Source organism: Armatimonadota bacterium, assembly GCA_023511795.1.
In the GTDB taxonomy this organism is placed as follows: Bacteria; Armatimonadota; UBA5829; order DTJY01; family DTJY01; genus JAIMAU01.
Genome location: JAIMAU010000002.1, coordinates 98483 through 119109 on the forward strand (window position 1 = coordinate 98483; position 20627 = coordinate 119109).

Sequence of the window (20627 nt, forward strand, 5' to 3'; positions counted from 1 at the left end):
CCTTCGAATTGTTGGACAAGCTAGAGGATCTTGTTGAGAACAGTAGGCAATGGTTTAACAAAGCATTCGTCAACGTGGATGATTTCGACGACTTGCTCAAGCGGATTCGTGCTTCGCTTCCGGAGGATATGAAGTCGGCTTCCAGAATAGTGCGCGACGCCGAGCACATTATTAATGATGCTAAGGAACAAGCGGCGCAAATTATCGACGAGGCTAGGGCTGAGAGGGAAAAAATCCTTGAGGAAGCGAGAGCCGAAGCTGCGCGGCTTGTTGACCAAAGTGAAATCAAGCGACTTGCTACAGCTCAAGCTAAAGAAATCATTGCTAGCGCCGAGGAAACTGCTCGAGCCACTAAGTCTGGAGCAGATGAGTATGCACGTGAAGTGCTAACGGACTTGGAAAATTTTGTAGGAAAGGTAATGGGCACAATTCAGCGGGGGCGCGAAAAACTGGAAAACAAAGTAGCTGAGGAAAGTAAAAATGAATAGCATAATGGATGTCGTATATAAACGCGCTCGAGAAGCAAAGAAGAGGATTGTGCTACCTGAGGGTACTGACCCGCGGGTTGTCAAGGCTGCAGCTGAAGTTCGAGCACAAGGTTTGGCCATCCCTATTATTCTTGGGCCGCCTGATACCGTGCGCCAGCTTGCAAAAGAACAGGGCGTCGACATCTCGGGCATAGAAATTATTGACCCTGCTACGTCCCCAAAGCGAGAGCAATATGCACAACTGCTTTGCGAACTTAGGAAGGCCAAGGGGGTAACGCAAGAGCAGGCATTTGAGATGGCTGGTGACATCCTATACTACGGCGTTTTGATGGTGAAGGCTGGCGATGCAGATGGCGAGGTGTCAGGTGCTACTCATTCAACAGCTGATACTGTGCGGCCAGCTTTGCAGGTGCTTAAGAGTGCTCCGGGCGTAAGTTTGGTTTCGTCATTTTTTGTTATGATTGTACCTGACACGAGCTATGGTGAAAAAGGTTTGTTTATTTATGCTGACTCCGGCCTTGTGGTAAATCCCAACGCAGATGAGCTTGCCGAGATTGCCGTCAGTAGCGGAAGGACTATGCGGCAACTTTTCGATGTAGAGCCACGCGTTGCTCTGTTGTCATTCTCAACTAAAGGTAGTGCAAAAGGCCCATTAGTTGATAAAGTTGTCGAAGCAACGCGCCTTGCGCAGAGAAAAGCACCGGATATGCTAATTGACGGTGAGCTCCAGGCGGATGCTGCCATAGTACCTTGGGTTGCGGAAAAAAAGGCTCCGGGCAGTCCGGTGGCGGGGCGTGCTAATGTGCTTATATTCCCGGACTTGCAAGCCGGAAACATAGCTTATAAACTTACGGAGCGACTTGCACATGCAAGGGCTTTTGGGCCCATTCTGCAAGGGTTATCCAAGCCAGTAAATGACCTCTCTCGGGGATGTGACTGGGAATCGATAGTGAATGTGGTAGCAATTACCGCAGCACAAGCGGCTTAATCGAAGGAAGAAGAGAAATGTTGGTACTAGTGGTAAACGCTGGAAGTTCGTCATTAAAATACCAGCTTATAGATATGTCGAACGAAAAGGTAATGGCTAAGGGTATTGTTGAGCGCATTGGTGAGTCAGGTGCGAATGGTGCGGAACTTACTCACGAGGCTTTTGGAAAGAAAAGGCTAAAGGTCAAAGCCAATATTGCCGACCATATGCAAGCCATGCGCCTGGTTTTTGATACCCTTATTAACGAAGAGACAGGGTCGATTAAAGACATTTCAGAGATTTCCGCTATTGGTCATAGGGTTGTTCATGGCGGTGAAACTTTCTTCGACTCTGTTATAATCGACGACAAAGTTGTGGATACAATCGCGCGCCTGACCCAGCTAGCACCATTGCACAATCCGCCAAACTTAATGGGTATCGAAGCCGCGATGCGAATAATGCCAAATGTGCCACATGTTGCAGTCTTTGATACGGCATTTCACCACACACTTCCTCGGCATGCGTACATTTATGCCCTGCCGTATGAGTTTTACCAGAAACACGGTGTCAGACGATATGGTTTCCACGGCACATCACACAAGTATGTATCCTCTAGAGCTATAAAGATGCTAATGGCACAAGGAAAGGATAAGGAGTCGCTTAAAATAATAACCTGTCACCTAGGAAACGGCGCGAGCATGGCGGCAGTTGTGGGCGGTAAATCCATTGATACGAGCATGGGACTTACGCCGGTCGAAGGTTTGGTGATGGGAACAAGATGTGGAGATATTGATCCGGCGATAATTCCTTTCCTCCAGAAGGAGCTTGGCTACAGTGCTGATGATATTGATAATATCATTAACAAAAAGAGCGGCTTACTAGGAATTTCTGGCATAAGCAACGATATGCGAGATATTGTTGCTGAGGCGGAAGCAGGCCACAAGCGCTCACAGTTGGCACTCGACATATTTTGTTATAGAATTCGTAAATATATCGGTGCTTATGTAGCGGCAATGGGCGGGCTAGACGCGATTGTGTTCACAGCTGGCATTGGTGAACACTCGCCGACTGTCCGTGCTCGAATTTGCGAGGGCCTTGAATTCTTTGGCATCGAACTTGATGCAGAAAAGAACGCTGTGTGTCAGGGCGAGTGTGATATAAGCAAGGAGACAGCCAGGACACGGGTGCTTGTCATTCCAACAAATGAAGAGATTGCTATTGCGCGGGAAACGGTCCGCATCATTACCGGTGAAAGTGAGAATTCAACATAGATGAAACTTGACCTTTCAGAAATTGTACGAACCCCTGGAATGCAGGTGAGGCAGAAAATCGATGAGCCTTTTCATCCTGCTGAGTTTGGTTTCGACTGCATCTCGCCTATTACAGGGAGCATAGAGTTTACCAATACTGGCGATGTTTTGCTTGCTAGAGGTAAGGTTGGCGCAAGTATTAGGTTGCAATGCAGCCGTTGCGTGGTAGACTTTGTTGTCATGCTTACCGCAAACATCGAGGAGCAGTTTAGGTTGGTGCATATGGGCGACCAAATCATGGCGATGCCTTTGGATGAGGAAGATATGGTAGGTGGGCTTCTTAGCAACAATATATTAGATGTGGAGGAACTCATCAGGCAGAGCCTGTTGACCGAGGTCCCTATCCAACCGCTATGCAAACCGGACTGCAAGGGATTGTGCCCGATTTGCGGCCAAAACCTAAGTGAAGGCCAGTGCTCTTGTCATCAGGAAATGTATAATTCGGCTTTCCAAGCGCTGGCAATTTTGCTAGAAGACGAAGAAGCTGAAGACTGATCACGCTGTGCGTGTGGTTTGAAAGAGGTGAAAACGATTGGCACTTCCTAAGAGGAGACATTCCAAGACCCGACAAGCAAAGCGAAGAACTCATTGGAAGCTGAGTGTTCCGACTGTGGTGGATTGTCCGCGGTGCCATGCGCCGCGTTTACCGCACCATGTATGCCCAAGCTGTGGGTTCTACAATGGAAGACTAGTGCTGGAAGTAAAGGAAAAAGAAAAGAAGGAATAGCAAGGAGCGGACAAGCCCTCTATGAAGATAGCAGTTGATGCTATGGGTGGCGACTATGCACCAGCCCAAGTAGTGGAGGGAGCGGTTGAGGCAGCCAGCGTCGACCACATTCCAGTTATACTGGTGGGTGATGAGAAAGCCATTAAGCAGGAGCTGGCAAGGTATCCAACCAACTCGAGGGTCGAGATACGCCACGCTTCCGAAGTAGTAGGGATGGATGAGTATCCAGCGACTGCCATTCGTCGGAAGGTAGACTCTTCCATTGTTGTTGCTGCCAACCTAGTTCTTGCGGGTGAAGCACAAGCCATAGTAAGCGTCGGAAATACTGGTGCGGCTATGGCTGTTGCTTTACTTAAGTTTGGGAGGATACAAGGCATTGACCGTCCAGCTATTTGTGTCCTTTTGCCGACAATAAATGGCAAAGCTATACTAATCGATGCTGGGGCCAATGTTGACTGCTCCGTTGAAAACTTAATTCAATTTGCAATTATGGGCAAGGAGTACGCCGAGCAGGTTTTGAAACTTCCTAATCCACGAATTGGTTTGTTGAGCATTGGTGAGGAACCCACAAAAGGCAATGAGGTCACTAAAGCTACGAATGCACGCCTTAGAGCGACAGCTGGGCTGAACTTTATTGGCAATGTCGAGGGGAAGGATATATTTCGTGGTGTTGCCGACGTAGTCGTTTGCGATGGATTTGATGGCAACATGGTTCTGAAGGTTAGCGAGGGTATGGCAGAGTTTGTTCTTACTTCCCTTAAGCAGGAGATTGAACGTGGTATCGTTTCCAAGATAGGAGCTCTACTTGCAATGCCAGCCCTCAAGCGAGCCAAATCCAAGCTTGACTATGCCGAGTATGGCGGCGCGCCTCTACTTGGCGTAAATGGCGTGTGTGTTATCGGTCATGGGAGGTCGAACGGGCGGGCTATCCGAAACGCGATACGGGCAGCTGCAAAAGCCGTTGAAAATAATGTAGTTGGGTGCATTAGTACAGCACTACAGCAAAGAGGTCTTGCGCGCAGAGGAGATGATCAGTCTGGTGCAAGAATACAACATTGCGAGCAAGCCGAATTTTGTGCTGAGGAGACAGCCTTGCCAAACCAACCTCCCAACGTGAGGGACAATTATTAGAAGAGGAGAGCACATGGCGCATAAATCACGACGCGCGGGGATAGTGGGAATAGGGTCATTTGCTCCGCAGAAAGTTCTCACCAATGCCGATTTGGAGAAGATTGTAGATACGACGAACGAATGGATTGTCACAAGGTCGGGAATTCGTGAAAGGCGCATAGTTGAAAATGGAATGGCGGCCTCCGACCTTGCAGTTGAAGCCGCGAAGAAAGCATTATCGACTGCATCACTGCAAGCAGAAAAGCTTGATTTAATAATCTGCGCCACAATAACCGGTGATTATCCCTTCCCAGCAACCTCTTGTCTGATTCAGGACAGAATAGGAGCCAAGAATGCCGCCGCCTTTGACCTTCAAGCTGGCTGTTCTGGGTGGGTTTATTCTCTTTCAACCGCAGCCCAATTCATCGAGACAGGCGCATATGAAAAAATCCTGGTTGTGGGCGTAGATGTTCTTTCCAGCTTTACAGATTGGACCGATCGTTCTACCTGTGTCCTCTTTGGTGATGCTGCTGGTGCGGCTGTGGTTGCACCTGTGGAACCTGATATGGGTTTGCTGTCTTTTTGTCTCGGTGCGGATGGATCTGGCGGCGACCTGCTGAAAATTCCCGCAGGAGGGTCAAAGAATCCTCCGAGCGAAGAAACAATACTCGGCCGCCAACATTACATTAAGATGGAAGGCAGAGAAGTTTTCAAGTTCGCCGTCAGAATAATGGGTGAAGCCTCGCTAGCGGCATTGGCGTCTTCTGGCTTGACGCCGGAAGATGTTAGCCTCTTCGTTCCGCACCAAGCAAATATTCGCATAATTGAAGCGGCGGCGGAGCGATTGAACCTTCCGCCTGAGAAGGTTTTCGTTAATGTTCAGAGCTATGGAAACACATCGGCAGCGTCGATACCGCTGGCTTTAGACGAAGCATATCAGTTGGGACGCCTCAAATATGGCGATGTAGTTGTAGTAGTAGGATTCGGCGCAGGGCTAACATGGGCGTCCGGTGTAATAAAGTGGACAATGCCATATTTGAAAGAATAGGAAGCGAGCTTCTATGTTAACCCAAAGCATGAAGAAAATTGCTTTCGTATTCCCAGGCCAGGGTTCGCAGCATGTTGGCATGGGAAAAGACCTTTATGAAGGATTTCCGGAGGTTCGGGAGATTTATGAAAATGCCGACCGTATTTTAGGGTTCAATCTCAGCCAGCTCTGCTTTTTGGGGCCTGATGACGAACTTCGTCTCACGTCTAACACACAGCCAGCCATCTTCACAACCAGCATAGCCATTCTTCGTCTTATAGAGAAGCATGGCATTCGGCCTGATGTAGTCGCCGGCCACAGCATCGGCGAGTATGCTGCCATAGTAGCGGCCGGGGCATTGTCATTCGAAGATGCATTGCGCCTAGTTCGCAAGAGGGGAGAGCTGATGCAAGAAGCTGGCTTGAAGCAGCCAGGTACTATGGCGGCTATTATTGGCCTTGATGCAAATGAGGTGGCTGGGATTTGCAGTCGCGCGAGCAGTGCAGGCATCATTGATGTTGCCAACTACAACTCGCCAGGCCAAATTGTTATTTCAGGCGAAACCAAAGCGGTTGAGCTAGCCCTAGAATACGCCCGCGCAGCTGGCGCACGGAAGGTCGTTCCACTGAATGTTAGCGGAGCGTTTCACTCGCGGCTTATGAGTCCTGCCGCAAGGGCATTGGCTGAAGAGTTGAAGAAAACTGCTCTAAAAGATGCTAGGGTTCCTATAATTGCGAACTTTACGGGGGACTTTGTTCACAAGAGTGATGAAATTAGAGATACCCTAGCGCAGCAAATTATTGGAAGCGTTCGTTGGGAAGAAACTATTCGACGTATGGAGGCCGACGGCGTTGAAATGTATGTAGAGATAGGGCCAGGTAAGGTGCTCGCTGGTCTTATCAAGCGAACTGTTAGCTCGGCTGAGGTGCATAGTGTTGGCGATATGTTATCTCTTAATGAATTTATGAGTAAATTGGGAAATAAGGTTGAGCAAAATTAAAAGAAAAGCAATAGAGGGGGATCAATCATCTTGAAACTTGAAGGAAAAGTTGCTATAGTAACGGGAGCTGGAAGGGAAGGCAAAGGAATCGGGCGGTCCATAGCTCTTGCCCTCGCCCGCGAAGGCGCTGATATCGTTATCGCCGACTATGTTGCCGAAGCCGCCGAGGCCGTTGCCGAGGAGGTCAGGTCATTTGGGAGACGTGCAGTTGCCGTACGTGCAAATGTTGCTAATCCAGCTGATGCCGAAGCTATTGTTCAAAAGGCGTTGGATGAATTTGGCAAAATTGATATACTAGTAAACAACGCTGGAATCACCAGAGATGCACTTATGATAAAAATGTCTGAGGAAGACTGGGATCTGGTGATTAATACGAACTTGAAAGGTACTTTCAACTGTACCAAAGCAGTCATTCGGCCGATGCTAAAGCAGCGTAGTGGCAAGATTGTAAACGTAGCTTCTGTTATGGGAATCATAGGAAATATTGGTCAGGCAAACTACTCGGCGTCTAAGGCGGGGATAATAGGACTCACAAAAACAACTGCCCGCGAGCTTGGCTCACGAGGCATAAACGTAAATGCGGTAGCACCTGGGTTTATCCAGACTGCGATGACCGATGAGCTACCTGAAGACATAAGAGAGAATATAAGCAAACAAATTCCGCTACAAAGGCTCGGGACACCGGACGACGTTGCCGGGCTTATAGTTTTTTTGTGTAGCGAGGACTCATCTTATATCACCGGACAGGTGATAAACGTTGACGGCGGCATGGTAATGTAAGGAGGTGAAAAGGTGTCAACTTTTGATAGAGTAAAGAAGGTTGTCGTCGAGCAACTGGACGTCAATGAAGAAGAAGTAACCGAAGATGCTTCGTTTGTAGATGATCTTGGTGCGGATTCGCTTGACGTTGTAGAACTAGTAATGGGACTTGAGGAGGAGTTTGATCTGGAAATTCCGGACGAGGACGCGGAGAAAATCGTCACAGTAGCCGACGCAGTTAAGTACATTGAAGAAAAAACTAAAGCATAAGATAAGCATGTGCACGGGCACGGTTAGTAGCGCTTTGTAAGGACGCATTTAACCGTGTCCGTGTTGCAAACGGCAGGAGAGTTTGATGGAACGAAAAAGGGTAGTAGTAACCGGAATGGCGCCAATTACGCCTGTTGGCACTGGCACTGAGAAATATTGGCAAGCGCTATTGAATGGCGTCTCAGGAGTTGGGTTAATAACTCATTTTGACGCATCCGATTATTCCACCCAGATAGCGGCAGAGATAAAAGATTTCGACCCTGAGGAGTATATAGACCGCAAAGAAGCAAAGCGGATGGACCGCTTTGCCCAGTTCGCAGTTGCCGCAAGCATTCTTGCAATCCGGGACTCCGGGCTTCAAATAACCAACGAAAACGCTGAACGGGTGGGAGTCTTGATTGGGTCTGGCATTGGTGGTACTAGCACCTGGGAGGAGCAGCATAGAACGCTAATTGAGAAAGGCCCAAGGCGTGTAAGTCCTTTCTTTGTCCCTATGCTAATTTCCGATATGGCATCAGGCATGGCGTCGATAATTCTAGGAGCAAAGGGGCCTAATCTTGCGATTGTTACTGCCTGCGCAACAGCCACCCATGCCATTGGTGAGGCAGCAAAAATTATTCAGAGGGGGGATGCTGATGTAATGGTTGCGGGTGGTTCGGAGGCAGCCATCACGCCACTTGCGGTCGCTGGATTCTGTGCGGCTAGGGCATTTTCGACAAGAAACGACGAACCAGAGCGGGCAAGCCGGCCTTTTGACTTAAACCGCGATGGCTTTGTTATAGGTGAGGGCGCCGGTGTATTGATACTCGAGTCACTAGAGCATGCGCTAGCGCGTGGCGCAAAAATCTACTGTGAGATCACAGGCTTTGGTATGAGCGGCGATGCTTTCCATATAACGGCACCAGCGCCAGAAGGCGAGGGAGCAGCGAGATCAATGGCTGCTGCTCTTAAGGATGCCGGCATAAAGCCTGAGGATGTTGATTATATCAACGCACATGGAACGTCCACGCCGGATAATGATAAAACCGAGACAATGGCTATCAAGCGAGTCTTCGGCGATTATGCATACAAGGTTGCAATCAGTTCCACAAAGTCCATGATTGGCCACCTACTTGGCGCCGCGGGAGCAGTTGAAGCAATCGCATGCATTTGTGCGATTAGAGATGGCATTATTCCGCCAACAATAAACTATGAGACGCCCGACCCTGAATGTGATTTGGACTACGTACCGAATGAACCAAGGAAAATGCCTGTAAAAATAGCAATGTCAAATTCATTTGGTTTTGGAGGCCACAACGCAACCCTCATATTGGCTAAATATGAGTAGGAGGATGCCATGCAGATATGCCCAAGATGCGGTTCTGAAAATGAAGACAACCGTGCAGCTTGCTGGAACTGCTTTGCTCAATTGAGCAAGCCTGCGGCAGGCAAGCAGTTTAAGCAACTCCCTAAGGCTGCTGAGACCCGACGGGAAGAGATTCTGGCACCACCTACGACAGAAGCACCGCCTTCGTCCGAGGAAAGTGCTCAGGTTTCTAAGGTTTCACCGGAAGAAGAGACATCTACTTTTGGACTTGCTACTGCAGAAGCAGAAGAAGCAGTTCCAAGTAAAGAAGAGGATTCCGAACCGTTTGCCCCATTTGTTTTTGATCTTGATAAGGAAACTGAACCTGAAAGTGGTACTTCTGTCAGGGAGCTAGAGTTGAGTCCATCGGACGATATACTGCCGACTAAAGAAGAAGAGCAAGAAAAAAAAGGAGGCTGTTTATAATGATCTCTCAGAGGGCGGCGAGGGTCAACCCTTCGCCAACGCTGGCGATCACCGCCAAGGCAAAAAAGATGAAAGCTGATGGGATAGATGTTATCAGCTTCGGCGCTGGCGAGCCCGATTTCGACACTCCACAGAATGTCAAGGACGCCGCAATAAAAGCACTCCAACAGGGCGCGACTAAATATACTGCTTCGTCGGGCCTTATCGAGCTTAAGCAGGCGGTTGCCGCAAAACTTAAGCGGGACAACGGTTTAGATTATCCGCCAACGCAGATTATCGTATCAAATGGCGCAAAGCATTCTATCTATAATGCCATCCTAGCCCTGTGCGACCCTGGCGACGAAGTCATAATTCCTGCACCGTATTGGGTGTCATATCCTGAGTTTGTAAAATTGGCGGATGGGGTGCCTGTCTTCGTACAGACAGATGAGAGTACCGGTTTCAGAATGACGCCCGATATGCTTTTGGACGCCATCACACCAAGGACAAAGATTTTAATTTTAAACAGCCCTAGCAATCCTACTGGTGCGGTCTATACCCCCGAGGTTATTGAAGCGTTTGCCGAAATTGCCGTTGCGAAGGGCATATATGTTATTTCAGATGAAATATATGAAAAAATCATTTATGATGGCAATAAACATTTGAGCATAGCTTCCCTCGGCGAGGACATAAAGAAACTGACAGTTACGATAAATGGCCTTTCAAAGAGCCACTCAATGACTGGTTGGCGAGTTGGTTTTGCTGCCGCTGAAAAGGAAATTGTTGATGCAATGGAACGCATCCAGGACAACTCCACATCGAATCCCGTATCTTTTGTTCAGTATGGTGCAATTGAGGCGCTAAATGGCCCTCAAGATTTCACCGAAATGATGGTTCGAGAATTCAATGAGCGGCGCAAGGTCATGGTGGCGGGCTTGAACGCAATCCCTGGAATTGTATGCCCAGAGCCTGGTGGTGCATTTTACGTTTTCCCGAACATATCAGGCGTCATCGGCAAAACGTACGACGGCGGGGTGATAACTGGATCAGACTCATTTGCAGAATATCTACTCAGCGGCGACTCGAAGGTTGCTGTCATACCGGGGTCGGGATTTGGCGCCGACCAAAACATTCGGTTATCGTATGCAACCTCAATGGAAAACATTAAGGAAGGCGTCAAGCGAATCGCAGAGGCTGTTGCAAAACTTAAATAACGGGGGCTGTATGCCGCTTTCACCGCTGGCGAGAGTAGCTCGAAAGGTAAAAATAAAGAAGGAGAATTGGGGCATTTTGCGGCAAGCCCTCACGCACAAATCATACTTGGGTGAAGTCTCCGGGATAGAGAGTAATGAAAGGTTGGAGTTCCTTGGTGATGCCGTACTTGGCATGATAGTTTCGGAGCATCTATTCGCCAAGTTTGCAGAGAAGCGGGAGGGTGAACTAGCAAAAGCAAAAGCTGTCGCAGTGAGCGAGCCGGTTCTGGCTGAGGCGGCAAAGAAGCTTCTTATACCTCATGCTTTGCTTCTTAGCAGTGGCGAGGAAGCCTCAGGCGGCAGAAACCGGCCGTCAATCCTTGCCGATGCATTCGAAGCAGTGATTGCCGCGGTATATTTAAGCGAGGGACTAGATGTTGCCAGACAAGTGGTGCTAAGCGTTCTTCGTCAGACTTTGGAGGACATTGAGCGTGAGGAGCACCATCGGAATTACAAGTCCCTTCTTCAGGAATTGAGCCAGAGCCTCTACAAGCGAGCACCAAGATACGTCGTCATTAGCGAGTCTGGAGCTGACCATGATAAAACTTTTGTGGTCGAAGCCCAGCTAGATGGCATATCACTGGGCGTTGGAACTGGAAAAAGCAAGAAGCAGGCAGAGCAAGCGGCGGCATTTGAGGCGCTACAACATCCACATTTCGATAAGTTGCAGAGGAAGGAATAGTAAGCATGAAGGAAGCTCGAGCGGAGATAGGTGTTTACGGTGGCTCAGGTTTTTATTCTTTTCTCGACGATGTCGATGAAATTAAGGTCGAGACCCCATATGGCGCGCCTAGTGATTTAATTGCGTTGGCGACGGTTGCTGGGAAAAGAGTAGCATTTCTTCCAAGGCATGGCCGCCGTCATCAGCATCCACCACATATGATTCCCTACCGTGCGAATGCTTTTGCAATGAAGAAGCTTGGCGTATCGAGGATTATTGCTCCCAGCGCTTGCGGAAGCCTTCAACCGCATATCAAACCAGGTGATTTTGTGGTCTGCGATCAATTTGTTGACCGAACTTCAGGAAGGAAAGACACCTTCTACGACGGCCCCATCACGACACACATTATGGGTGCGAATCCATATTGTAGCCAACTACGCAAGCTGGCAGTGGAAATTATCAAATCAAATGGCATAACATGCCATGAGCAAGGTACGGTCGTTGTAATTCAGGGCCCAAGATTTTCTACAAAGGCTGAGAGTAGTTGGTACACAAGAATGGGCTGGGAAATCATCAATATGACTCAATACCCTGAGGTAATACTTGCTCGTGAGCTTGAAATGTGTTATGTGAATATCTCGCTAGTTACCGATTGGGATGCAGGATGTGTTGGGCTACCTGGCGTGGAGCCGGTAACAGCTGAGGAGATTATCAAGGTGCTTGAGGCAAACAATGAACGCGTTCGGAAGGTTATTTTGCAGATGATTGAACAGATGCCCGTGGGGCCCTGTGACGAATGTGGCAGAGCATTGGAGCACGCAAGGTTGGATTAACATTTAGTGTCAGGGAGGCAAGGTTTAGATTTAGGAGGGTTCTTGATTCGGCAAGTATGAGTTTCATGGAATATTGGCTAAAAATTCTGTTCGCATGCATGGTGATTCCGTTTGCCGCAATAGCTGCGTCGAAACCTATTGCTTCAAAGGCTGAAGGTTACCGAGGAATCTGGTATTCAAATCAGCCCTCGGGTGATGAATATGCATTTAAATATAGTGGGGGGCTCGGAACATACTGCGCCGACCACATACCTCTAGCTATCTATGCTTCGAAGGCAGGCAAAACGTTCTTTGTCTATGGTGGGTCAAAGGGCCTAGAAAGTCCAAAACCGCTCCTAGAAATGGTTGGCTATTATGACCACAAGACAAAAAGGGTTCCAAAACCAACCATTGTAATGGAGAAAGGGACGGCGGATGCGCACCACAATCCCGTAATTTCGATTGACAAAGATGGTTATCTTTGGGTGTTTTGCGCATCACATGGCGGCAAGGATGGTTTCATATACCGAAGCGACGCTCCCTATTCTATTGACCGCTTTGACCGAGTAATGCAGCGCGAGTTTAGCTATCCTCAGCCCTGGTATTTCGAGGATTTTGGTTTTGTATTCCTCTTTACCAAATACACGCGTGGGCGGGAGCTCTATGTGAGCACCAGCATAGATGGCAAGAAATGGACTCAGGACCGCAAGATTGTCGGCTTCGACGGTCATTATCAGGTGAGTTGGAAACGCGAAAAGAAATTGGGAACGGCGTTCAACTGGCACCCACAAGGCAACTTGAACGCTCGCACAAATCTCTATTACATAGAAACCCGCGATTATGGAAGAACATGGGTGAACGCAGCCGGAAAACCACTAAAAATACCGCTTGAAACTGTTCAAAACGATGCCCTTGTGCACGATTACCAAAAAGAAGGTTTTCTAGTATATATAAACGATGTCAACTTTGACCGGGATGGCAATCCAGTCATATTCTACGTATTAAGTAGGGGATTCGAGTCCGGTCCCAAGAATGGGCCCCGTACGTGGATGACTGCCCGTTGGAACGGCAAGCAGTGGGAGATTCGTAGAGTAACAACCTGCGACCACAATTATGATATGGGGTCGTTATATATCGAAGACGACGGAGTGTGGCGAATCATCGGTCCTTCTGACCCTGGGCCGCAGGCATGGTGCACGGGCGGTGAGATGGTAATGTGGATTAGTCGCAATCAAGGGAAGACTTGGGTAAGGATTCGCACACTCACAAGGAATAGCAAGCACAATCACACATACGCTCGTCGGGTTGTTGATGGCCATCCCGATTTCTACGCCCTCTGGGCTGATGGCAATGCGCTCAAGCCATCAGAATCTCACCTTTATTTTGCTTCGAAAACGGGAGATGTTTATGCGCTACCCTTTAGCATGCGGGCAGAAGCTGAGAAACCCCAACGAGTAGCTGGCGGTCATAAGTAATATCCAATTTTTTGTATGGTAGAAGACTTGCAGCAAAATTAAGTAGTTTCTCCTATTTTTCTCCTCATTCTTATAGGCTTTGGTGAGTTAGCATTGAAAATCTTCTGCGTTACCTGAGGCCCTTTCATTTGCTTGACCGATAAGCACGCGACGTGATAGGATACTTCAAAGTTAACTCAGAGGGATTAGTAAATCTTGAAAGATGTAGTATTGTTCTCGGGTAATGAAGCTATCGCCCGCGGTGCCTTCGAGGCGGGCGTTCGGGTGGCGGCAGGATACCCCGGAACCCCAAGTACTGAAATTCTTGAAAACATAGTTCAATACAGCTCGATTTATGCCGAATGGGCACCAAATGAGAAAGTCGCTTTTGAAGTTGCGCTCGGAGCTGCATATGGTGGCGCTAGGGCCCTGGCGGCCATGAAACATGTTGGAGTGAATGTGGCTTCAGATCCTCTTCTTACTGCTTCCTATACGGGTGTCAATGCTGGCCTTGTACTAGTAAGCGCTGATGATCCAGGCATGCACAGCTCGCAAAATGAACAAGATAATCGCCATTACGCTCGGTTTGCCAAGATTCCAATGTTTGAGCCAAGCGACAGTCAGGAGGCAAAAGATTTCACTATCCGGGCGTTCGAAGTCAGCGAGGAATACGATACGCCGGTATTGCTCCGAACGACCACACGCGTGAATCACGGCAAGTCGGTTGTCAGGCTTTCAAAGCCAAAGGTTAATACAAGAGGACGATTTGAGCGCAATTTTTGCAAATACGTGATGGTTCCTGCCCATGGGATCAAGCGCCACGCGATTGTTGAGGAACGTCTCATTCGACTTAGGGATCTATCAAATTCTATTGATTTGAACTTCATCGAATGGGGCTATTCCTCTATAGGGATAATCACTTCAGGAGTAAGCTACCATTATGTAAAGGAAGTACTTCCTGATGCTTCAGTGCTGAAGCTAGGTATGACGTATCCACTTCCAGATAAGCTAATACAAAGTTTTGCTGGAAAGGTCAAAACGCTTTACGTCGTTGAGGAGCTTGATCCATTCCTTGAAGACCAGATTCGGGCACTGGGCATAAATGTCATTGGGAAAGAGCGTTTCCCAAAAATCGGCGAGCTTAATCCGACATTGGTAGCAATGGGCTTAGGGGTTGAAATACCCAAACAAGAGGCGGAAACCGTACCTGTTCCCCCTCGCCCCCCGACACTTTGTGCTGGATGTCCACACAGGGGATTCTTTTATGTTCTTCGCAAGCTTGGGGCGATTGTAGCAGGTGATATTGGCTGCTACACATTAAGCGTTCTTCCGCCGCTTGAAACTATGGACACGTGCGTATGTATGGGGGCTTCCATCGGGAATGCTCTTGGTATTAAGAGAGCAATGCCGCAGGATGACAATAGACCAGTGATAGCCGTAATTGGAGATTCGACCTTCGTACATGCTGGAATACCTGGCCTAATTGACGCCGTTTACAACGGTACGGCGATAACAGTTTGCATTCTCGATAATCATACGACCGCTATGACTGGTGGTCAGAATCACCCCGCGTCCGGCAAGACGCTCCGCGGAGAAGATGCGCCACGCCTTGATTTAGTGGCTTTGGTTCGGGCGGTTGGCGTTGAAGATGTGTATATTGTCGATCCTTACGACCTCGCCGCTCTTGAAGTGGCGCTCCGCAATGCAATACAAGCTGGGAAGCCTTCGGTAGTAATTACCAATCGCCCATGTCTTTTAAATGATAAAAAGATTAAAAACAGAGCTATCGCAGTTAATCTTGAAGCTTGCACTGGTTGTTGTCTCTGTTTCAAGCTTGGCTGCCCGGCAATCGAGTCCATTTGTACAGATGGGAATAGACTGAAAGCCAAAATAAATGCTGATTTGTGTTCAGGATGTGAAGTCTGTATTCAAGTCTGCCGCTCGGGTGCAATTCAGTGTGAGAAAGAATGAGTAATAACGCAATGAACATACGACTGGCAGGTGTTGGAGGCCAGGGCATTCTTGTCGCGAGTGAAATCTTGTGTGACATGCTTCTTGCAAGTGGCCTGGATGTAAAGAAGACGGAAGTTCACGGAATGGCTCAGCGTGGTGGCACAGTTATTAGTGATGTTCGTTTTGGCCCTAAGGTCTATTCGCCGATAGTTCCAGAGGGTAAGGTAGATATACTCCTGGCGTTCGAGCAGATGGAGGCGCTCCGATATCTTCCTTCACTCAAACCGGGGGGCACGGTAATAGTAAATGAACAACGGATATTTCCTTCATCGGTTGCTTCGGGCAAAATAGATTACCCAGAAGAAATTGAGAAATGCCTAATGACTGTTGCAGCAAATGTTATCTCGATTAATGCGCTGGCGTTGGCTAAGAAGGCTGGATTGGTGAAAGCAGTAAATGTTTGCCTTCTGGGCGCACTGGCGACGTGTCTAAATATAAACGAACCAATTTGGGAGGCTGTCATAGCTGAGAAGTTTAAGGGCAGAAACCTAGATGCAAATCTCAGAGCTTTTGAGCTAGGGTGCGAGGCATCCTTAATGAGAGATTTAAAATTAGGAGTGGTGATTCCTAAATGATTTGGAATATAGAAGCTGAGTGTATGCCAATAGAGCAGCGAAGGGAACTGCAGTCGGCACTGCTTCAGAAAACAGTTCGGCGCTGCTATGAGAAGGTTCCAGTCTATCGAAAAAAGTTCGATGAGGCTGGAATCAAGCCAGAGGATATACGCTCGGTTGATGACATTAAATATCTGCCCTTCACAACGAGGGAGGATTTAATCGAGAACTATCCATTCGGCATGTTTGCCGTGCCTATGGAGGAAGTCGTGCGCATACATTCGTCCTCAGGCACCACTGGCAAGCCCAAAGTCGTTGGCTATACCAAGAACGACATCAACGTTTGGGCAGAGGTGATGGCTAGAACAATCGGATGTGGTGGCGCTGGAAAGAACGATATTGTCCAAAATGCGTATGGCTATGGCTTGTTCACTGGTGGATTGGGCATCCATTACGGCGCAGAGAAAATTGGTGCCACGGTTATTCCGATTTCCGGCGGTAACACAAAGCGGCAGATTATGGTCATGCAAGACTTTGGTTCCACTATGCTTGCTTGCACGCCTTCCTACGCACTGTATATCGCAGATACCGCAGCTGAGATGGGTGTTGATATTCGAAAGCTGCCGCTAAAATATGGAATTTTTGGCGCGGAGCCTTGGACCGACAGCCTCCGCAAAGAAATTGAAGAAAAAATGGGAATCCACGCAACCGACATCTACGGTCTGAGCGAAATCATCGGTCCTGGCGTTTCTGGCGAGTGTGAGGTTCAGAATGGCTTGCACGTATTTGACGACCATTTTCTGCCGGAAGTGATTGACCCTAATACGCTTGAAGTCCTTCCTCCAAACACGCCCGGTGAGCTTGTGTTTACATCATTAACCAAGGAAGCTTTTCCAATTATCCGCTATCGGACAAGGGACCTTTCCATGCTGATGACAGACCCGTGCCCATGCGGTCGTACTCATTTTAGAATGGGAAGAATCACTGGTAGGACGGATGACATGCTTATCATCCGCGGGGTGAATGTTTTTCCAAGTCAGATTGAAAGTGTATTGCTTGGGGTTGAAGGCATTGCACCTCATTACCTTATCGTTGTTGATCGAGTTGATTCCCTTGACTCTCTTGAGGTTTGGGTTGAGGTTAGCGAAAAAGTCTTTTCAGACGAAATTAAGGTGTTAGAAGCCCTTGAAAAAAGGATTGAGCGTGAGATCGAAAGTGTACTCGGCTTGAGCGTGGCAGTCCGTCTAAAAGAGCCAAAGACTATCGAGCGGAGCGAGGGAAAGGCAAAGAGGGTTCTGGATAAGCGGCCGAAAACGTAGGACATGAGGCTCGTTGGCACTTGATGTCTTGGTCTCACTCTAAAGGAGGCGAACAATGAAAGTCAAGCAGCTTTCGATATTCTTAGAAAATCAGTCAGGCCGTTTGGCTGAAGTGGCAGGTGCTCTCGGTTCCGAGGGAATTAATATTCGTGCGCTCTCGCTTGCGGATACTTCGGGTTTTGGTATACTTCGATTGATTGTAAATGATATAGCAAAGGCCCGCAAAGTGCTTCAGGGTAAGGGTTTTATTGTGAAAGAGACTAATGTAATTGCTGTTGAAGTGCCTGATCGTCCTGGTGGCCTTGCAAGTGTTTTGAACGCTTTAGCGGCCGAAAAAATCAACATTGAGTATATGTATGCGTTTGTTGAAAAATCATCGGAGGATGCAATCGTAATTTTCCGAATCGAAAACATTGATGAGGGGATAAGAGCACTGCTATCAAAAGGCATAAACATCCTCACTGCAGAGCAAGTATATGCACTTTAATCTTTGAAGTAAGAGGTAGTGGAGTGATAAGCAGCTCCACTACCTCAATTAGTCATATGCGAGAGGAGGCTATGATCGTATGTTTATTCTCCTCTTTCCTCTCGCAGGGCTCGTTCACCACGCTCGATCAGCTTTTTAACCATGTAGCCACCGAGCTTTCCAGCTTCCTCTGTGGTCATTTCCGGGCCGATTCGCTGGATTCCCAGCTCGCGGCGCACTTCCTCTTCGAGGCGCTTCATCATCTCCTCTTCCTCCACCTATATCACCTCCCTTTTCTATGGTGTTTCAAACGCAAATATGGCATTGTAGCTTTGTTGTGAAATTCAGTCCATTCTCGAAGACATGAATGCTTTATCCAATATAGGCTTTAGCCTAAACCAGGAATTTGTGCTCTTTGGTTACGATTTTATCGAGAAATTCGATAATTTTGGTTGACAATGCATAGAGTTTTGGGTATAAGTTAAGTAACTTAATCAATAAGTATCTTAATCTTCTGCAGGGTTCTTTCGGAGGACCATGTTGATGAAAAAGGACTCAATAGCCTACGCTGAGCATGTGCTTGATCTTTTTACTGAGATTTTGCACAAAGCAATCATAGTTGGCCCACTCCGCGAAGTTGGTCTGGGTATTACTCCCGCACTGGCGCAGGGGATTCAGTTTATACACCAGCATGGTGTATGCTCTGTTAAGGATATTGCCGAGGGGCTTTCGATGACGTATTCGGCTGCGAGCCAGCTTACTGATCGTCTTGTAAAGAAGGGTTTGGTTACTCGCCGCGAAAATGCGCGCGACCGCAGGCTAACCGAGATTGAATTAACCAACGATGGGTTTAAGCTTGCTGAGAAGATTAGGCTGCGGCGTGTAACCGAGATGTCTCGAATACTAGGCCGCATGAGACCTGCTAGTCGAGAGATGCTCGTGCAAACTTTAGAGGATTTTATCACAGCGGTTGTAAAGGATGACAGGACGGCGCTTGAAGTTTGTTCTCATTGTGGCCGAGACCATGTGCCGGAATGTGTAATCAACGAGGTATATCAGGCAGCTACTGGAATGCCAATCCGGCGAACATAATTGGCCGATTAGGAGGAAAAGAATATGAGCATTCAATACAGCGAAAAGGTCATGGAGCATTTTATGAATCCTCGCAATGTAGGCGAGATTCCAGATGCCGATGGCATAGGCAATGTTGGCAATCCTGTATGTGGCGACATTATGCGCATGTACATAAAAGTCAAAGATGGGGTAATTGTAGATGCAAAGTTCAAAACTTTTGGGTGCGGTGCTGCAATTGCCACAAGCAGTATGGCGACAGAGATGATAAAGGGCAAGACAATAGAAGAGGCTCTAAAGCTCAGCAACAAGGCTGTGGCTGAGGCCCTGGGAGGCTTACCGCCGGTTAAGATGCACTGCTCAGTCTTGGCAGAGGAGGCAATTGAGGCTGCTATAGATGATTATCTAAGGAAAACTACCGGCAAAGGCCTCGATTTTGAGAAGAATAGATATCTAAAATAAACACGAACTAGGAGGAAATCAAATGCGAGAAAAGGTTGAAGAAGTACTGAATGAGATTAGGCCAGCTTTGCAAGCCGATGGTGGGGATATCGAACTAGTAGATGTTAATGAGGAGACTGGCATTGTAACGGTAAAGCTTGTTGGAGCATGTGCGGGGTGTCCAATGTCCCAAATGACTCTGCAGATGGGCGTTGAGCGCGTGATAAAATCAAGAGTCCCCGAGGTGCAGAAGGTTGAGGCTGTACCATTTGCTGGGACAGCAGTGGATCTTTAAGAATAAAAAAAGCGTTGACAGTTCGTTAGATAGTGGAAATTTCCCTTTACTGTTGAAGTAGGGTAACTGATCGAGTGGTGCTAGAATACTAGATTAAATCAACCACCTTTAAGGGAGGTGGCTTGGCATGTTTGAGACGTTAAAGCGAGATATACAAGCTGTAAAAGAAAGAGATCCAGCGTGCCGTAGCACGCTTGAGATAATTACGTGCTACCCCGGTTTTCACATACTTTTTTTCCATCGACTGGCGCATTGGCTGTGGAATCATCAATTAAAGTTGCTTGCTCGGATTATTTCTCAGATTGGGCGTTTTTTCACGGGCATCGAAATTCACCCAGGAGCCAAGATTGGGCCAGGCTTTTTCATTGACCATGGCATGGGCGTGGTGATTGGCGAGACGGCAGAGATTGGCGAGAACGTTACCCTCTACCATGGGGTGACTTTGGGCGGCACTAGCTGGAAAAAGGAAAAGCGTCACCCAACGATTGGCAATAATGTGGTAATAGGCGCAGGCGCAAAGATCCTAGGACCATTTAAGGTGGGCGATAACAGCAGAATCGGTGCTGGTTCGGTCGTGGTTCATGAGGTTCCGCCGAATTCGGTTGTTGTCGGTGTGCCTGGCCGCGTCACGTATCGAGATGGTCGAAGAGTTATGGGGGAAGTTGACCTAGAGCAGCATGAGCTTCCCGACCCCGTCGCTAAAGCTGTCGAGTGCATCCTCGAGCGGCTTCGCCATTTGGAGGATGAGATAAAGAAGCTCAAGGACGCGGCTCATCTGGGTGAAGCTGTGGAGGAAAACAAGGTGTGATTGGTGTAAAGAAAAGCCCCGGTCGGTTAAGAAACGCCCGGCCGGGGCGATGGAAGGAGGTCGGATTGCTAG

Annotated in this window: 25 protein-coding genes; 24 read left to right on the forward strand and 1 reads right to left on the reverse strand. The window is 48.1% G+C overall.

The window, feature by feature from the left end; genetic code table 11:
• Positions 1-8 precede the first annotated feature (8 nt).
• From K6T99_03265 to K6T99_03360, 20 genes are all read left to right on the forward strand, one after another.
• Positions 9-488: a hypothetical protein gene (locus tag K6T99_03265; GenBank protein ID MCL6518824.1), complete on the forward strand. Its 480-nt coding sequence runs from the start codon at positions 9-11 to the stop codon at positions 486-488.
• Positions 481-1476, forward strand: a complete 996-nt coding sequence (gene pta / locus K6T99_03270) for a phosphate acetyltransferase (protein ID MCL6518825.1) — start codon at positions 481-483, stop codon at positions 1474-1476. The genes K6T99_03265 and pta overlap by 8 nt, the downstream gene beginning before the upstream one ends.
• 17 nt (positions 1477-1493) lie before the next feature.
• Positions 1494-2726 carry an acetate kinase gene (locus tag K6T99_03275; GenBank protein ID MCL6518826.1) on the forward strand — a complete coding sequence of 411 codons (1233 nt, stop codon included), beginning with the start codon at positions 1494-1496 and terminating at the stop codon, positions 2724-2726.
• Positions 2727-3260, forward strand: coding sequence for a DUF177 domain-containing protein (locus tag K6T99_03280; protein MCL6518827.1), 534 nt, complete (start codon positions 2727-2729; stop codon positions 3258-3260).
• A 37-nt stretch (positions 3261-3297) separates the two neighbouring features.
• Entirely contained in the window at positions 3298-3492 is a 195-nt protein-coding gene (gene rpmF / locus K6T99_03285) for a 50S ribosomal protein L32 (GenBank protein ID MCL6518828.1), read from the forward strand.
• Between the two features lie 21 nt (positions 3493-3513).
• Positions 3514-4623: a phosphate acyltransferase PlsX gene (gene plsX, locus K6T99_03290; protein ID MCL6518829.1), complete on the forward strand. Its 1110-nt coding sequence runs from the start codon at positions 3514-3516 to the stop codon at positions 4621-4623.
• Between the two features lie 13 nt (positions 4624-4636).
• Positions 4637-5650 carry a ketoacyl-ACP synthase III gene (locus tag K6T99_03295; GenBank protein ID MCL6518830.1) on the forward strand — a complete coding sequence of 338 codons (1014 nt, stop codon included), beginning with the start codon at positions 4637-4639 and terminating at the stop codon, positions 5648-5650.
• Positions 5651-5678: 28 nt separating this feature from the next.
• A complete protein-coding gene (gene fabD / locus K6T99_03300) occupies positions 5679-6629 on the forward strand; it encodes an ACP S-malonyltransferase (GenBank protein ID MCL6518831.1) in 951 nt (316 codons plus the stop codon).
• Positions 6630-6659: 30 nt separating this feature from the next.
• The gene (gene fabG / locus K6T99_03305; protein MCL6518832.1) at positions 6660-7409 is read left to right on the forward strand and encodes a 3-oxoacyl-[acyl-carrier-protein] reductase; all 750 of its coding nucleotides are present in this window, start codon (positions 6660-6662) and stop codon (positions 7407-7409) included.
• 12 nt (positions 7410-7421) lie between these two features.
• The gene (gene acpP / locus K6T99_03310; GenBank protein ID MCL6518833.1) at positions 7422-7658 is read left to right on the forward strand and encodes an acyl carrier protein; all 237 of its coding nucleotides are present in this window, start codon (positions 7422-7424) and stop codon (positions 7656-7658) included.
• Between the two features lie 85 nt (positions 7659-7743).
• Entirely contained in the window at positions 7744-8985 is a 1242-nt protein-coding gene (gene fabF, locus K6T99_03315; GenBank protein ID MCL6518834.1) for a beta-ketoacyl-ACP synthase II, read from the forward strand.
• A gap of 9 nt (positions 8986-8994) precedes the next feature.
• Positions 8995-9429, forward strand: a complete 435-nt coding sequence (locus K6T99_03320; GenBank protein ID MCL6518835.1) for a hypothetical protein — start codon at positions 8995-8997, stop codon at positions 9427-9429.
• Entirely contained in the window at positions 9426-10622 is a 1197-nt protein-coding gene (locus K6T99_03325; protein MCL6518836.1) for a pyridoxal phosphate-dependent aminotransferase, read from the forward strand. The genes K6T99_03320 and K6T99_03325 overlap by 4 nt, the downstream gene beginning before the upstream one ends.
• A gap of 10 nt (positions 10623-10632) precedes the next feature.
• Positions 10633-11343, forward strand: a complete 711-nt coding sequence (gene rnc, locus K6T99_03330; GenBank protein MCL6518837.1) for a ribonuclease III — start codon at positions 10633-10635, stop codon at positions 11341-11343.
• 5 nt (positions 11344-11348) lie between these two features.
• Positions 11349-12155, forward strand: coding sequence for an S-methyl-5'-thioadenosine phosphorylase (locus K6T99_03335; protein MCL6518838.1), 807 nt, complete (start codon positions 11349-11351; stop codon positions 12153-12155).
• Between the two features lie 65 nt (positions 12156-12220).
• Positions 12221-13609 (forward strand): BNR repeat-containing protein, encoded by a 1389-nt coding sequence (locus tag K6T99_03340; protein ID MCL6518839.1) that lies wholly within the window; start codon positions 12221-12223, stop codon positions 13607-13609.
• A gap of 195 nt (positions 13610-13804) precedes the next feature.
• The gene (gene iorA / locus K6T99_03345) at positions 13805-15559 is read left to right on the forward strand and encodes an indolepyruvate ferredoxin oxidoreductase subunit alpha (protein MCL6518840.1); all 1755 of its coding nucleotides are present in this window, start codon (positions 13805-13807) and stop codon (positions 15557-15559) included.
• An 11-nt stretch (positions 15560-15570) separates the two neighbouring features.
• Positions 15571-16176 carry an indolepyruvate oxidoreductase subunit beta gene (locus K6T99_03350; protein ID MCL6518841.1) on the forward strand — a complete coding sequence of 202 codons (606 nt, stop codon included), beginning with the start codon at positions 15571-15573 and terminating at the stop codon, positions 16174-16176.
• Positions 16173-17474, forward strand: a complete 1302-nt coding sequence (locus K6T99_03355; protein ID MCL6518842.1) for a phenylacetate--CoA ligase — start codon at positions 16173-16175, stop codon at positions 17472-17474. Before K6T99_03350 ends, K6T99_03355 begins: the two co-directional genes overlap by 4 nt.
• Positions 17475-17529: 55 nt before the next feature.
• Positions 17530-17961, forward strand: coding sequence for an ACT domain-containing protein (locus tag K6T99_03360; protein ID MCL6518843.1), 432 nt, complete (start codon positions 17530-17532; stop codon positions 17959-17961).
• Positions 17962-18044: 83 nt separating this feature from the next.
• On the opposite strand, the gene K6T99_03365 is transcribed toward K6T99_03360, so the two are convergent.
• Positions 18045-18203 carry an alpha/beta-type small acid-soluble spore protein gene (locus tag K6T99_03365; protein ID MCL6518844.1) on the reverse strand — a complete coding sequence of 53 codons (159 nt, stop codon included), beginning with the start codon at positions 18201-18203 and terminating at the stop codon, positions 18045-18047.
• Between the two features lie 280 nt (positions 18204-18483).
• Between K6T99_03365 and K6T99_03370 the strand changes: the two genes are divergently transcribed.
• The 4 genes from K6T99_03370 to cysE all read left to right on the forward strand — a co-directional run bounded on the left by K6T99_03370 (position 18484) and on the right by cysE (position 20555).
• Positions 18484-19032, forward strand: a complete 549-nt coding sequence (locus K6T99_03370) for a MarR family transcriptional regulator (protein ID MCL6518845.1) — start codon at positions 18484-18486, stop codon at positions 19030-19032.
• 24 nt (positions 19033-19056) lie between these two features.
• Positions 19057-19473 (forward strand): Fe-S cluster assembly scaffold protein NifU, encoded by a 417-nt coding sequence (nifU, locus tag K6T99_03375; GenBank protein ID MCL6518846.1) that lies wholly within the window; start codon positions 19057-19059, stop codon positions 19471-19473.
• 22 nt (positions 19474-19495) lie between these two features.
• Positions 19496-19747 carry a NifU family protein gene (locus K6T99_03380; GenBank protein ID MCL6518847.1) on the forward strand — a complete coding sequence of 84 codons (252 nt, stop codon included), beginning with the start codon at positions 19496-19498 and terminating at the stop codon, positions 19745-19747.
• Positions 19748-19874: 127 nt separating this feature from the next.
• On the forward strand, positions 19875-20555 hold the full coding sequence (gene cysE / locus K6T99_03385; GenBank protein MCL6518848.1) for a serine O-acetyltransferase: 681 nt from the start codon (positions 19875-19877) through the stop codon (positions 20553-20555).
• Positions 20556-20627 lie beyond the last annotated feature (72 nt).

Bases quoted from the DNA above. Each gene is read 5' to 3' on its own strand.
- pta (MCL6518825.1), top strand. From the start codon at position 481: ATGAATAGCATAATGGATGTCGTATATAAACGCGCTCGAGAAGCAAAG.
- K6T99_03275 (MCL6518826.1), top strand. From the start codon at position 1,494: ATGTTGGTACTAGTGGTAAACGCTGGAAGTTCGTCATTAAAATACCAG.
- K6T99_03280 (MCL6518827.1), top strand. From the start codon at position 2,727: ATGAAACTTGACCTTTCAGAAATTGTACGAACCCCTGGAATGCAGGTG.
- plsX (MCL6518829.1), top strand. From the start codon at position 3,514: ATGAAGATAGCAGTTGATGCTATGGGTGGCGACTATGCACCAGCCCAA.
- K6T99_03295 (MCL6518830.1), top strand. From the start codon at position 4,637: ATGGCGCATAAATCACGACGCGCGGGGATAGTGGGAATAGGGTCATTT.
- fabD (MCL6518831.1), top strand. From the start codon at position 5,679: ATGAAGAAAATTGCTTTCGTATTCCCAGGCCAGGGTTCGCAGCATGTT.
- fabF (MCL6518834.1), top strand. From the start codon at position 7,744: ATGGAACGAAAAAGGGTAGTAGTAACCGGAATGGCGCCAATTACGCCT.
- K6T99_03320 (MCL6518835.1), top strand. From the start codon at position 8,995: ATGCAGATATGCCCAAGATGCGGTTCTGAAAATGAAGACAACCGTGCA.
- rnc (MCL6518837.1), top strand. From the start codon at position 10,633: ATGCCGCTTTCACCGCTGGCGAGAGTAGCTCGAAAGGTAAAAATAAAG.
- K6T99_03335 (MCL6518838.1), top strand. From the start codon at position 11,349: ATGAAGGAAGCTCGAGCGGAGATAGGTGTTTACGGTGGCTCAGGTTTT.
- K6T99_03340 (MCL6518839.1), top strand. From the start codon at position 12,221: ATGGAATATTGGCTAAAAATTCTGTTCGCATGCATGGTGATTCCGTTT.
- K6T99_03350 (MCL6518841.1), top strand. From the start codon at position 15,571: ATGAACATACGACTGGCAGGTGTTGGAGGCCAGGGCATTCTTGTCGCG.
- K6T99_03355 (MCL6518842.1), top strand. From the start codon at position 16,173: ATGATTTGGAATATAGAAGCTGAGTGTATGCCAATAGAGCAGCGAAGG.
- K6T99_03360 (MCL6518843.1), top strand. From the start codon at position 17,530: ATGAAAGTCAAGCAGCTTTCGATATTCTTAGAAAATCAGTCAGGCCGT.
- K6T99_03365 (MCL6518844.1), bottom strand. From the start codon at position 18,203: ATGATGAAGCGCCTCGAAGAGGAAGTGCGCCGCGAGCTGGGAATCCAG.
- K6T99_03370 (MCL6518845.1), top strand. From the start codon at position 18,484: ATGAAAAAGGACTCAATAGCCTACGCTGAGCATGTGCTTGATCTTTTT.
- nifU (MCL6518846.1), top strand. From the start codon at position 19,057: ATGAGCATTCAATACAGCGAAAAGGTCATGGAGCATTTTATGAATCCT.
- K6T99_03380 (MCL6518847.1), top strand. From the start codon at position 19,496: ATGCGAGAAAAGGTTGAAGAAGTACTGAATGAGATTAGGCCAGCTTTG.
- cysE (MCL6518848.1), top strand. From the start codon at position 19,875: ATGTTTGAGACGTTAAAGCGAGATATACAAGCTGTAAAAGAAAGAGAT.